The organism is Brevibacillus sedimenti (genome assembly GCF_020923495.1).
Lineage (GTDB): Bacteria > Bacillota > Bacilli > Brevibacillales > Brevibacillaceae > Brevibacillus > Brevibacillus aydinogluensis.
Map to the genome: position 1 here is coordinate 3,013,111 of NZ_CP064048.1, position 12,763 is coordinate 3,025,873.

10 protein-coding genes and 2 pseudogenes are annotated in these 12,763 nt (G+C 58.2%); 6 read left to right on the forward strand and 6 right to left on the reverse strand.

The features are described from left to right. The first annotated feature begins 16 nt into the window (after positions 1-16). Positions 17-937 carry an RluA family pseudouridine synthase gene (locus tag IRT44_RS14830; RefSeq protein WP_212131992.1) on the forward strand — a complete coding sequence of 307 codons (921 nt, stop codon included), beginning with the start codon at positions 17-19 and terminating at the stop codon, positions 935-937. Between the two features lie 42 nt (positions 938-979). Further along, positions 980-2,080: a YheC/YheD family endospore coat-associated protein gene (locus IRT44_RS14835; RefSeq protein WP_171564913.1), complete on the forward strand. Its 1,101-nt coding sequence runs from the start codon at positions 980-982 to the stop codon at positions 2,078-2,080. A gap of 105 nt (positions 2,081-2,185) precedes the next feature. On the opposite strand, the pseudogene IRT44_RS14840 reads toward IRT44_RS14835, so the two are convergent. After that, a pseudogene (locus IRT44_RS14840) lies at positions 2,186-3,168 on the reverse strand (glycerophosphodiester phosphodiesterase family protein). Positions 3,169-3,416: 248 nt separating this feature from the next. On the opposite strand from IRT44_RS14840, the gene IRT44_RS14845 reads away from it, so the two are divergent. From IRT44_RS14845 to IRT44_RS14860, 4 genes and pseudogenes are all read left to right on the forward strand, one after another. Then, the gene (locus tag IRT44_RS14845) at positions 3,417-3,872 is read left to right on the forward strand and encodes a hypothetical protein (RefSeq protein WP_216369304.1); all 456 of its coding nucleotides are present in this window, start codon (positions 3,417-3,419) and stop codon (positions 3,870-3,872) included. Between the two features lie 454 nt (positions 3,873-4,326). Continuing rightward, positions 4,327-6,107: pseudogene (locus IRT44_RS14850) on the forward strand (ABC transporter ATP-binding protein). A gap of 5 nt (positions 6,108-6,112) precedes the next feature. Further along, on the forward strand, positions 6,113-6,787 hold the full coding sequence (locus tag IRT44_RS14855) for a response regulator transcription factor (protein ID WP_212131990.1): 675 nt from the start codon (positions 6,113-6,115) through the stop codon (positions 6,785-6,787). Continuing rightward, positions 6,784-7,890: a sensor histidine kinase gene (locus IRT44_RS14860; protein WP_230076904.1), complete on the forward strand. Its 1,107-nt coding sequence runs from the start codon at positions 6,784-6,786 to the stop codon at positions 7,888-7,890. Before IRT44_RS14855 ends, IRT44_RS14860 begins: the two co-directional genes overlap by 4 nt. A 48-nt stretch (positions 7,891-7,938) precedes the next feature. Here the strand turns inward: IRT44_RS14860 and IRT44_RS14865 are convergent, their stop codons facing one another. From IRT44_RS14865 to IRT44_RS14885, 5 genes are all read right to left on the reverse strand, one after another. After that, a complete protein-coding gene (locus IRT44_RS14865; RefSeq protein WP_230076905.1) occupies positions 7,939-8,880 on the reverse strand; it encodes an oxygen-dependent tRNA uridine(34) hydroxylase TrhO in 942 nt (313 codons plus the stop codon). 121 nt (positions 8,881-9,001) lie between these two features. After that, a complete protein-coding gene (locus IRT44_RS14870; RefSeq protein WP_230076906.1) occupies positions 9,002-9,697 on the reverse strand; it encodes an iron-containing redox enzyme family protein in 696 nt (231 codons plus the stop codon). A 10-nt stretch (positions 9,698-9,707) separates the two neighbouring features. Next, positions 9,708-10,712 carry a hypothetical protein gene (locus tag IRT44_RS14875; protein WP_230076907.1) on the reverse strand — a complete coding sequence of 335 codons (1,005 nt, stop codon included), beginning with the start codon at positions 10,710-10,712 and terminating at the stop codon, positions 9,708-9,710. Then, the gene (locus tag IRT44_RS14880; protein ID WP_230076908.1) at positions 10,709-11,800 is read right to left on the reverse strand and encodes a DUF3419 family protein; all 1,092 of its coding nucleotides are present in this window, start codon (positions 11,798-11,800) and stop codon (positions 10,709-10,711) included. The genes IRT44_RS14875 and IRT44_RS14880 overlap by 4 nt, the downstream gene beginning before the upstream one ends. Further along, positions 11,793-12,530, reverse strand: a complete 738-nt coding sequence (locus IRT44_RS14885) for a hypothetical protein (protein ID WP_230076909.1) — start codon at positions 12,528-12,530, stop codon at positions 11,793-11,795. Before IRT44_RS14885 ends, IRT44_RS14880 begins: the two co-directional genes overlap by 8 nt. Between the last annotated feature and the right edge of the window lie 233 nt (positions 12,531-12,763).

A 12,763-nucleotide genomic window follows, 5' to 3' on the forward strand; every position in this document is an offset into this window, starting at 1 on the left:
CAGGAGTTGCGACGGCATGATACACATGAAAAAAGACGGGGAGTGGCTGGTCGGCCATCTCGTGGAGGACGCCGCGTCCGTAGGGGCGCTGCTCCGGGAGCAGTGGAGACTGCCGCGCAAGCAGGTGCATCTGCTCTTTCAGCACAAGGAGGTCTTGCTGGACGGCACCCCGGCTGCCCAGCTTGCGGAGGCGAAAGCCGGACAGGAGATTCGGCTCCGCCTCTGCCGACCGGAACCGCTGGGGCTCGCACCGGTTGATGAACCGGCAGACATCTTGTACGAAGACGACCATTTGCTGGTCGCAAACAAACCCCCCGGGCTGCTGCTCCATCCCACGGAGCCGCGTCACACCAGGACGCTCGATCATCTGATCGCCGGCCATTTCGCGCGGACGGGGGTGGCAGCCAAGGTGCGTCACGTCCACCGGCTGGACCAGGACACCTCCGGGGTCGTTCTCTACGCAAAACACGCCCTGGCATCGGCCCTCCTGGACGAACGGTTGCGAGAGCGGAATATTTCGCGCACCTACATCGCGTTCGTGCACGGAATGGTCAAGCAGGACAGCGGCACCATCAGCCAACCGATCGGCAAGGACCGCCATCATCCCAATCGGCGCCGGGTGTCATCCAATGGCGATCCGGCGGTTACGCACTACCGCGTGGTGGAGCGGTATGCGCAAGCGTCCAAGCTGGAGTGCCGGCTGGAGACGGGCCGCACCCATCAGATTCGCGTCCACCTCAGCCATTTGGGCCATCCCCTGCTTGGTGATACCCTGTACGGCGGAAAGGGCGGCATGATCAGCCGCCAGGCCCTGCACGCCGCCGTCCTGCGCTTTTCCCACCCGTTTGGCGAACGGCCGATGGAGGTGCGATCGCCGCTGCCGGACGATTTGCTCCGTTTGGAACAGACCTTGCGTCAAGCGCCAATGCGCCGCTAGGTGAATACACTGCCAGGGAAGGGATCGAAAGAGGGTGGTGTGATGAGACGACCCGTGATCGGCATCCTGACCTGGCGGGAGGGAAAACGATTTGCCGAGCCGGCCTACTTTCGCCGGCTGATCCGGGCAGGCCGGGCGCTGGGCGGTACGGTTTTTTTGTTTGCGCCGCAGGACGTGTCGCCGTCCGGCAGGCAGGTGCGCGGTTTTGTCCCGGATGGGCGAAGCTGGAAGGCCCGCGTGTTTCCCCGTCCCGACGTGGTGATCGACCGCTACCGCTACAAGCCGACGGCGGCGTTTCGGCAGTACGTCACGTTTCGCCGGACAAATGGCTTTCGGTACGCCAACAGCCGGCTGGCCAACAAGTGGAAAGTGCACGAGGTCCTGCGGCGGGATGAGCGGATGCACCGCTGGCTGCCCGAGGCGATGCTGTACAACCACAAGCATCTGCGCAGCATGCTGGCGCGTCATCGGCTGCTCTACCTGAAGCCGCTGAACGGCACCGGCGGCAGGGGAATTGTCCGGCTGGAGAAGACGGCGGAAGGGTACCGCCTTCTGGCGCGCAACAAGGATCGGGCGAAAGTGTCTGCACTGATCAGACGCATTCCGGCCCTGCTGCGCTGGATCGACCGGTGGAAAACCGAGAAGATGATTATTCAGCAAGGGCTTCGTCTCGATCTGGTGCCGAAACGGTCAGTGGACATGCGCCTGCTGATCCAAAAAGACGGCAACGGCCGCTGGAGCATCACCGGCGCGGGCATGCGCGTCGGCGGGGAGAAGAGCGCCACAGCCAACTTGCACGGCGGCGGCAAAGCCGTACCCGTCGAGACGTTATTGCGCTCACGGTTTGGCGAACAGCGGGCGCAGGAGATCATCACGGATTGCGAGCAGTTGGCCTACCAGACGGCAGAGACGATAGAACAGCACTTCGGCCGGATGATCGAACTGGGATTGGACATCGGCATCGACGTTGACGGCCGTGCCTGGCTGATCGAGGTAAATCCCAAGCCAGGGCGTGAAATCTTCCGCGAACTGGGTATGCCTCAGGTGTACCGAGAAGCGATCCGCAAACCGATTCAATACGCCCTGTACCTCATCCGGCAGCACCCCGGAGACGAGCGGCAGTCGTCACAAGCGGCGCTGTGACAGCGGGGCTTTACAAACAGTCACATCTTGTACGAAGAAAAAAGGGGCTTCCCGAACAGGTTCGGGACAGCCCCTTATTCATGCAAACAATCTCCGGCAGGGTTGCTATTGCGTCTTGAACACAGGTGCGATTTTATCGATGCGGTTGGTCCAGATGCCGCCGGTGTAGTTGGCAGGCAAACGTGTCAGGTCTTCCACCGTATCAAAACCTTCGGAGAAATCTCCGCCGCCCGCTACCAAAATGGTTCGGGTGTTGCGGGCATCCATCCGATTGAGGAACTTGTCAGGCCAGCCCCACAGCCAGGGGGCGATCTTTTCCGGAATGTGCAGCTGCGTATTGGCGCACGCCTCCGGGACATACCCGGTCCATCCCACGGCGATATACGGGAGTAAACAGCTCTTCATCGTCGCGACGGACATGACGCGCACCTGTGGAAGCTCTTCGCGCAGCGCTTCGATCGGCTGATCTCCACCATATACCGCTAGCTTTTTCAGGCGCGTTTCCGGCAGTGCGGACAAGTACCGGGCCAGTTGTTTGCCTTCTTCCGGGTCGTTGCTTTTCACGTGAATCAAAAAGGACTGCTCGGGAAAATGAGCGAGCACTTCATCGAGTGAAGGCATCATGCCCACGCCTTTACCGCGAAACGGATACGTTTTCCCGTTGTCATACGTATAGCCGTAGCCGATGTCCAGCTTTTTCAATTCATCCAGGGTGTGTTCTCGGGTAACTCCTTTTCCATTGGTTCTGCAATCCAGCGTCCAATCGTGGAAGACGGCGAATTGTCCGTCCGTTGTCGGATGGATATCAAACTCGATGATATCGGCTCCCGCCTTGACGGCAGCTTCCATGGACGGAATCGTGTTCTCCAGGTAAGGATGCTCCGGCTTGAAGATGCGCGCGGCTGTACAGGTGTCATTGGTGATGCCTTCCATGCTGAACGTCTGCGCCAATCCCCGATGAGCCAACAGCAGGGGGAGCCTGTCCGCTTCTCGGCCAGCAGCGATGTATTGTTTACATACATGAAGGCAACGAGCGCGATGCAAACCAATACAAACTTGTTCTTGAAAAACGCACGAAATCTGTTCATGTTACTCTCCTTGTCCATCATGCTGTTCGTACAGTACACCATGATACCATGGATGGGCGGGTTGTGCACAAACAGCAGCCGGGAAGGAGCAGTTTTCACACGATCGTCCATAACGGAACGTGCCGTGCCATTTGACCGGACCATTTACAACCATTCATAATAGGAATAGCTTCTGGCAGTATGCAACTGGAACCTGAGGCATGGTTAGGTACGGCCCCGTTTGGGTCAGAATGGGTATAAAAGGAGTGATGGATGTGGATTCGCTGCTCAACCTCGTCAAAGATTATTGGCCCATCGTCATATGTTTGATTGTGGTGGTCGCCGCCTTTCAATGGATCATGCGGAGCCTGTTTCGGCTGTTCGCCGTGATGGCAGTGATCGGCGTCATTCTCGTGCTGGTCTTTCATTTCAGCCCGGAGCAGGTAATCGATATGGGACGCACAGCCGTGCAGACCACGCAGGATGCGGTGCAGAAGACAGTCGTCCCGATTCTGGAGGCGGAATTGAAGGACGCGGATATTACGTTTCATGACGACGGCAGCTACGAAGTGAAGACTTCCAGCATCCGGATCATTGGGAAAAAAGGCGACTCCAAGGCGACGGTGTATTACAAAGAGAACAAATGGGAAGTGGATATCGGGGTGCTGGGTGACGTGTTCAAAGAACAGCTGAACAAAGCGGAGACGTCCCAGACCACGCTGTAAACGGGGGCGAATGCGCCCGACGTTCCCAGGACATGCGCCGCCCCATTCCGTTAGACCGGCTGCTCGCGCTCGAGCGGATGCGCGAAGCGAGAAACGTGCTGGAATCAGCGCAATCGTCCGGGCGAAGAACATTGAAAAAAACGATAAAACTGGCGTAAGAAAACTCCGGTTTGTTCGTACTTTTAGACGAACACCGGAGTTTTCGGCCTGATTGGCGGAGAGCTGACTGTGGCGGCGACACCTGCCATCCGGTCATGCAGTCTTGTGCGTTGAGCCCGCGTCGTTCACATTCCGTTCATATACGTGTTGTATCCTGTTCACGGCCATAAGAGTGGAAAAGGAGTGAACACGTATGACAGACAGGAAACCGCGAGGCGGTCTGGTGAGGGACCCGGCCGTGCAGGCGGTCCCCCAAGCGTTGTAAGGATCACGGCAAACGTTTTTACAAAAGGAGATGGAGAACATGTCGAAGCAACAATCGGGTGGCTGGCGCCCATTTCTCAATCTGATCAGACAGACGAAACCTCCTGCACTGCCGCTGGCCATCGCGCTGTTCCTGAGTGTAGCTTCCACCGTCGTGGGCCTGTTCGTTCCGCTGTTCACGAAAGACCTCGTCAACAGCTTTTCGCTGGCGTCGCTGGACAAGGGGCAGGTGGCCGTGCTGACGGTTGCCTTTCTCGCCCAATCGCTCGCCGGCGGACTGTCGATTTACCTGCTCAACCGGATCGGTCAGGGCGTGGTGGCCGGTCTGCGGGACCGCTTGTGGAAAAAGCTGCTCGTTCTGCCGGTTTCCTATTACGACGACCACCAGACCGGCGAGACGATCAGCAGGATGACGAATGACACAGCGGTCATCAAGGGACTGATTACGGACCACTTGACCAACTTTTTTACCGGTGCGATCTCCATCGTCGGCTCGGTAACGATCCTGCTTTTTCTGGACTGGAAAATGACACTGCTGATGCTGACTGCCGTTCCGCTGACGATTCTGGTCCTGAAGCCGCTGGGAAGGACGATGCACAAAATTTCCCGCGGGATGCAGGATGAGACCGCAGCATTTTCCGCGACCTTGAACCAGGTGTTGTCGGAGATTCGACTGGTGAAGGCATCAAACGCGGAAGCGATCGAGTACCAAAACGGCAAACGGGGCATTACCAATCTGCTTTCCCTCGGCATCAAAGAGGGGACGGTGCACGCACTGATCTCCCCGTTTATTTCCCTCGTCATGATGACGCTGCTGGTGCTCATTCTCGGGTACGGCGGCATGCGGGTGTCGTCCGGAGCGCTCACGGCAGGCGATCTGGTCGCGTTTATCCTGTATCTCTTTCAAATCGTCATCCCGATGAGCCAATTGTCCATGTTTGTAACCAATCTGCAAAAGACGAGGGGAGCAACCGAGCGAATCATTACCACGCTGGAAGCGGCAGAAGAAGACCTGACGGCCGGACGTGAGGTCACCGACCCGCATCAGCCTATCACCCTGGAGCATGTGAGCTTTGCCTACAAGGCGGGCGAACCGGTACTGGACGACGTCAGCTTCACGATTGAGCCGGGGCGCGTCACGGCGATCGTGGGGCCCAGCGGCAGCGGGAAAACGACGCTGTTCTCGCTGATAGAACGTTACTACCGGCCGACGGGGGGACGATCAGGCTGGGCCAGGACCCGATCGACGCGTTTTCTCTCCATTCGTGGCGGAGCCAGATCGGATACGTCTCCCAGGAGAGCCCGATCATTGCCGGAACCATCCGGGAGAACATCTGTTACGGTATGGAACGGGAGGTCAGCGAGGAAGAACTACGTCGCGCCGCACGCATGGCTTACGCTGATCACTTTATCGAGGAGATGCCGGACCAGTACGACACCCAGGTGGGAGAAAGAGGTGTCAAATTGTCCGGCGGCCAGCGTCAGCGCATCGCCATCGCCCGGGCGCTGCTGCGCAATCCGCGCATCCTCATGCTGGATGAAGCTACATCCAGCCTGGACAGCAAATCGGAGATCGAGGTGCAAAAAGCGCTGCAAAATCTGATGAAGGGGCGGACGACGCTGGTGATTGCCCACCGCCTGTCCACCGTCATGGACGCGGATCACATCATCTTTCTGGAAAAAGGCAGGATCACCGGCCGGGGAACGCATGAGGAACTGTTCACCACTCATGCGATGTATCGCGAATTTGCCAGCCAACAGCTGCGGATCGATCAGCAGACCGCGGCGCAAATCCAGGCGGGGAAGGGATGAGGAGCATGGCCACCATACTGGTTGTAGATGACGATCCCCATATTCGGGAGCTGGTCGGCGTTTTTCTGCGGGAGGAAGGATTTTCCGTCCTGGAGGCCGCCGATGGCAGGGAAGCGCTTGCGCTCCTGGAAACAACCCGGGCGGATCTGGTGATACTGGACATCATGATGCCCAACATGGACGGGTGGCAGCTGTGCCGTGAACTGCGGGAACTTTACGACACCCCGATGCTCATGCTGACCGCCAAAGGAGAAACGTCGCAGAAAATCAAAGGCTTCCAATTGGGCACGGACGACTACCTGGTCAAGCCATTTGAACCGCTGGAACTGGTCGCCAGGGTAAAAGCGCTGCTGAGACGATACCGGATCGCCGTGTCGCAGCGGGTGCAGATCGGCGAACTGCTGCTTGACCGCAAGACCTACGAAGTGCAGGTGGGGGACAAGCAGCTGACTCTGCCCTTGAAGGAGTTTGAACTGTTATTCAAACTGGCCAGTTACCCAGGAAAGACCTTTTCCCGCGAGGAGTTGATCGAGCAGATCTGGGGATACGATTACGAAGGGGATGAGCGGACGGTCGACGTGCACATCAAGCGCCTGCGCGAGCGTTTTCCGGAAGAGCGGCACTCGTTTCGGATCCGCACCATCCGCGGGCTTGGTTACCGATTGGAGGTTCGCTCATGAAAGGAAAAAGAATCCTGCGCCACGCAGCGGGCATCGTGTTTGTGGTGGGATTTTTTACTGCCTGCTGGTCGGCCGTCTATTTCCTGATGTCGCAGTACGCCGGCGGGCTGACCAGGCAGATGCCCGATTACGTCAGGCAGCTCATCACCGTGATGCTCGGCTATGTGCTGGCGGGCATTTTGATGGCTTCCATCGGCATCTTGATCCGCTCCAAACAAAGAATGTTGTGGCAGTCACTGTACGATGCCTTGCGTCGAATCGCCAAGGGGGATTTCAACGTCAACCTGCAGGTCAAGGCGGACGAACACCATCCGCTCGGACAGCTTGTCGAGAGCATCAACCATATGGCCGTCGAGCTGAGTCAAATGGAGAAAATGCGTCAGGAGTTCATTTCCAACGTCTCCCACGAGATCCAGTCGCCGCTCACCTCGATCAGCGGGTTTGCCCGGGCGCTGCAAAACGAGCGGCTCAGCCGGGAGGAGCGCCTGCATTATCTCAGCATCATTGAGACGGAATGCCAACGCTTGTCGAAGCTGAGCGACAACCTGCTGAAGCTCACGTCACTGGAGTCGGACCATCATCCGTTTGAGCCGAAGCGCTACCGCCTGGACCGGCAATTGCGGCAAGTGATCCTCGCCTGCGAACCGCAGTGGGCGGACAAAGCGATCGACATGGACGTGTCCCTGGAGGAAGTGTACGTCGTCGCCGATGAAGAACTGATGAGTCAGGTGTGGGTCAATCTGCTGCACAACAGCGTGAAATTTACCCCGCACGGCGGGAGCATCTCCGTCCGTTTGGAGCAGGACGGGCAGCATGTGATCGTGTGCGTTGCCGACACCGGCATCGGCATCGCGGAGGAGGATCTGCCGCATTTGTTCGAACGCTTTTTTAAGGCGGACAAATCGCGCAATCGCTCCAGCGGCGGCAGCGGGCTCGGTCTGTCCATCGTGAAGAAAATAGTCGACATGCATCACGGTACCATCAGCGTGACGAGCAAACCGGGGGAAGGGGCGGCCTTTACCGTTACGCTGCCCTTGAACAATAGCGAACCTTTACTTGTCAGGATGGGGGAGGAACGGCAGCGCAGCCAGATGCTCTCATAGGCAAAAAAACAAGCTGATCTCATTCACGAGATCAGCTTGTTTGCCTGTTTACGCCTGAGAGCCGACTGCTTGCAGCTTGGCGTTTTCCTCTTCCACGTAGCGGTTGCGCGGATGTTCGCGGCATTCGTCGGAGCAGGAACGCTTGTATTTCACTTCGCATTCCGGGCAGCAGAAGTGCTGCTTGTTGCAGAACGGGTTGGCGCAGTTGACGTAGCGGTCTTCCGGTTTGCCGCAGTAGTAGCAGCGGCCGATGACAACGTCTTCCTCGGTGTGGTTGATCTTCACGGAAATGCGCTCGTCAAAGACGTAGCATTTACCGTCCCACAGGCGCCCTTTCACCTCGGGGTCTTTGCCGTAGGTGACGATGCCGCCGTGCAGTTGGTACACATCCTTGAAGCCTTCCTTCAGCAGGATACCGGTCAGCTTTTCGCAGCGGATGCCGCCGGTGCAGTAGGTGAGCACCTTCTTGTCCTTGAACTGGCTCAGATTCTCGCGGATCCACTTCGGAAACTCGCGGGAAGCGCGGACGTCCGGCTTAATGGCGCCGCGGAAGTGACCCAGTTCGTACTCGTAATCGTTGCGGCCGTCGATGATGACCACATCGTCCTGCTGCATCATTTCATAGAATTCTTTCGGCGTCAGGTACTTACCCGTCAGCTCGGTCGGACTGAAATCGTCTTCCAGACGCCAGGTGACCAACTCTTTTTTCGGGCGAACAAACATTTTCTTGAACGCATGTCCGTCTGCTTCATCTATTTTAAACCAGATGTCCGCAAAACGCGGATCCTTGCGAACGAATTCCATGTACGCGTCGGTCTGTTCGATGGTGCCGGACACCGTGCCGTTCAGGCCCTCCGGTGCGACGATGATACGTCCTTTCAGCCCAATCTCTTTACAGAACTTGAGGTGTTCCGCCGCGTATTCCTCGTAGTCGTCAAGCTGGACGTACTTGTAGTAAAGCAGCACACGATACGGCTTTTGTACTTGCAAGGTACAATTCACCCTTCCTTTATTCTTATTGAATTTTTGACGCAACAGTGATTATATCACATTGCGTTGATAAATGCCGAAAAAAATGTCAGGAAGGATGTGACCATTTGATGTCCGCCGGTTACAAGTGAGCCGCAAACGACTGCACATGGTCCAAAATGTCCGTATACAGCCGGGTGTGGTAGTACATGCCCAACTGCATGCCGTGTTCCACCAGCGGCTTGTTGTCGCCGGAATACACCTGGGCGACCACTTCGTAGATTTCGTTGGCATGCGTCACGTCCAGGATTTCGTGATCGGTAAAATGGGCCAAATCAGCCGCATTGCCGTACGCGGAGGCTGCGTAGGCGCCGACGAGCGGAGAGACGCGGGCCACGATCTCTTCGATCACACCCAGGGCGGCCAGCCCTTCCGGGAACGGGTAATGCAGGCAAAGATCGGTGATGGCGCGGTTGTACGCCAGTACGGGAATGATCGGACGGCTCACGTCCCGTTCGGCGTCTGTCACGCCGATGCCGCGCAAAAAGCGCTTGTACGTCTCCAGGTGCACATGTGCTTCATTCATCCGGCCGTGCTCTTCATACAGGTTGTCCACCAGCGGCATGCGCAGCCGGTAGTCAGGCAGATTGGTCAGGATGGCGGACAAAAAACGGGGGAAATGCTCCACGACGTGATAGATTTGCAAGGCCGCTTCCTTGGCCTGCGCCGGGGAAAACGATCGGTCGTGCAGCGCGAGAAACAGCGGATGCCGCTCCACCTGGTGCCGGGCAAAGAGCTGCTCGGCCAGCTGCTTTACTTCCGTATATGCATTTGTCATAGAATACCTCCTACAGCAAGGTGAGTTCATAGGCGCCCAGCGCCAGGCCGGACGGGACATCTCCGTAAGCGTAGGCGGTGGAGCGCAGCTTGATAAACAACGGGTGTCGATACCTCTCCGCCAGCTGCGTGGAGACGCCGGTAAAGACATAAGGGTACGCCTGCCGGTGAAAGCGGGCCAGATAGGCGAAAAACGTCCGTCGCCTGTCTTCTCCGTCCGCGCTGGCGTAATAGGCGAGGTAGGCGTGCAGAAACGGCGCTCCGGGACCAGGCAGGGCTGCGATCCCGCGCCACCGACAGGCTGCATGGATCAGGCGCAGTGGAAGGGGGAGCATACGGGTGACGACCAGCCGGCGCTCCGATGATTGGTCGATGACTTTGCAGACGGCGCGCAGTTTGCCGCCATCATGCAGGCCCAAAAACCAGCCATCCCGGCGCAAAAAACGGTCGCGGTCGGCGTACGCAAACGCAGTGTCCGCTGACCAGCGCTCGTAACAGGACCACGCTTCCTCGCCGTCAATCGGAGTGACACGACGCCAGTCTCCGTCCATCGGCCAGAACAGCGGCACGCCAAGGTGGACGATACGGCCGATGGGGACCGCTTCCGGGAACAAGCTGTTTGCCCGTGTCAGCGGCGAGCGGTGCCGGTTGCTGTCCAGGACGACGGCAAACACCCAGCGGCACACTTGGCCCAGACTCTCCGCAGCATGACCCGCCAGCCGCTGAAAGGCGCGCGTGCCGGTAAAATCAGGATGAATCCTGACATCGTGCAGGTAGAATACGGGCTCTGCCTGGCCGTTCAGAAAGCGGACCTGCTTCGTCACCCCGAAGCAGCCGATCAGACGGCTGCCGCGCCACAGCCCCGTGTATCGAGATTCCCCCCAGCTTTCGCCCAGCCGGAAAAAATCAGGCGAGCGATCTACGACAAACAGGTCGCTGCCCGTATCCGTTGCATGGGCCAGGGCCAGCAGTGCGTCGTTGTGCTCCCTCGTCAATGGGGATGTCGAGTAATTCATTTCAGCACACCCACGGTAATGCGCTGGTACATCATCGACCGATCGAGGACGGTCATCTCACGGGAACACGCTTCGTCCACTGCCAGCTGCTCGCAAAATGCCTCTGGAAGGGGAGGAGCGGACAGCATGTTGCGGTACAGCAGGACCGCTTCCCTGCTTTTGGCTTCAAGCACGGCGGCGCAAATCGCCGCACGCTGTGCTTCGTCCGACCAGTCGAATACATTGGAGAGGAAAAAGGCGTCGATGCCCTGCATTTGTGGCAGTGCCTGCTGCAGGGAGAGCGGCAGCACCCGCAGTTTGTAAAGGTTGCGCTTCGCCGAGGCATAGCCTTCCTCGCTCAGGTAGTGGGGAGCTCCTTCCGGTCTGTCGAGCAGGTACGTTCCAAACATGAGCTGGGTGAAAAAATAGTTGTCGCCAATCAACCGTCGCTCCAGCTCTCTATTGAACATCGCCTCAAAAAATGCGCCAAAGTCCTGTTCCCTGGCCTGGGCAAACATGTGGGCAGGGAAGAACTGCAGGTGGGTGGTTTTGCTCAGCAAAAGACGCACGGCTGTGTGCCAGGCGTCTGTGTTCAGGTAGCGCTCGCGAAAGGCGGCCTGCTCGTCCAAGGTGCGGCAGGAAAGCAGTTCCTGCCAGACCTCGTCGCCGTAGAGGTTGAAGCGAATATTTTGGCTGATGAACCGGTAGAAACGCTCCGTCGCGCCGCACTGGTTCACGCCGAGCGCCAGCAGGTGCGGATGACTGTCCCAAAAAGTGCGGGCGTAATCGGGAAGCAGCGGCGCCAGGCGGCGGTACGTTTCCTGCCGATCCGATCCGTCCGACTCTCTTGCTCCGTCCGTCTCTCCCGCGAACGCCAGGTATTCCTCGCGGCTCATGGTCCCGATGGCCGCTTTTTTCAATTCAATCAGCGCGGCCTGAGCGGGGTTGAAATCGATCGCGTAAATCGTCTGCACATCGTCGCGCAGCAGGGAAAACGCCGTACACCCCCCGGAACCGATGACGGCGACCGTTTTCGGACGGTACCGGTCCGCAAGCGTTCGTTCCACCATGCTGTCTTCGCGAATCTGTGCAAAATACAGGTCAGTCACGGGCAGCGCCCTCCTTAAATTTTCGTAGCATCACCGGACGAAACCGCTCCCAGTGCGCGAGCATCAGCCGGCCGCGTTCCAACTCCTGCATGAGCCGGGAGCGGGATGAAGCATCGGCGGGGCAGATGAGCAGCAGGATCTGGCTGTCTCCTTGGTCCATCCGTACGCCCCTGGCGTGCAGCCAGCTCATCACTGAATCGCAGCCAACCGCCGGGCGGTACAGGGTATGGCTGCTGCGCGAAGTGAGGTTGTCCGGCCTAAACCCGTCGATATGCCCAATCCGTTCGACGAATGCCTGTGCCGTTTGCCGAACGGTCGGGGGAATTTCGCGGGTGTGAAGCAGCGGGTACGACCGCTGAAACAGGGTTTTGCAGACGAGCAGCAGGGCGGGATTCTGCAGTTCGGCCATGAAGTGAAGCGGCTCGTCCGGCCAGGTGTCCATTGCGCTGCGGAAGAAATGAAGCAGCATCGGCAGATAGGCCTTCCGCAGGGAGAACAAGGGGCCCAGGTAGACAAACCGGCCGTGGTCTGTCTGAAACCGCTGTATCAATTGAAAAGAGGCCAGTCCGGTTTCGTCATGGGCCATCAGCACTGCGTCATACAGGGGAAAGCGCTCCGCCAGGTAGGCGGTTTGGTCGCAGTGGGGAAAAGCGCGGTTGGCCGTCTCCACCAACATCTGTCTGTCAGCGGCGGACAGGGCGGTGAGCAGACGGCTGGAAAACTGGATCACGACCCCACTCCTTCCAGATTATTCTCAACTCACCATTTGATTGTAATTCTTCTGACGCTTTGCTGACAAGCACACTGGAAAAGTGTCCGAAAATATGATCCGCTTGCTTGCGAGGGATAGCGGCATCCTGTACACTATGAAAATGGTTCACGACATCTCGCCAGTCCGTTTTTTCTCTGGATGGTGCGCGAGCGGAACCGGATTACATACCTGTGTGCCGCCAAGGTGCGGGA

What these genes read in the sequence shown, in the direction of transcription:
- IRT44_RS14830 (WP_212131992.1), top strand. Translation starts at nt 17, where the DNA reads ATGATACACATGAAAAAAGACGGGGAGTGGCTGGTCGGCCATCTCGTG.
- IRT44_RS14835 (WP_171564913.1), top strand. Translation starts at nt 980, where the DNA reads ATGAGACGACCCGTGATCGGCATCCTGACCTGGCGGGAGGGAAAACGA.
- IRT44_RS14845 (WP_216369304.1), top strand. Translation starts at nt 3,417, where the DNA reads ATGGATGTGGATTCGCTGCTCAACCTCGTCAAAGATTATTGGCCCATC.
- IRT44_RS14855 (WP_212131990.1), top strand. Translation starts at nt 6,113, where the DNA reads ATGGCCACCATACTGGTTGTAGATGACGATCCCCATATTCGGGAGCTG.
- IRT44_RS14860 (WP_230076904.1), top strand. Translation starts at nt 6,784, where the DNA reads ATGAAAGGAAAAAGAATCCTGCGCCACGCAGCGGGCATCGTGTTTGTG.
- IRT44_RS14870 (WP_230076906.1), bottom strand. Translation starts at nt 9,697, where the DNA reads ATGACAAATGCATATACGGAAGTAAAGCAGCTGGCCGAGCAGCTCTTT.
- IRT44_RS14875 (WP_230076907.1), bottom strand. Translation starts at nt 10,712, where the DNA reads ATGAATTACTCGACATCCCCATTGACGAGGGAGCACAACGACGCACTG.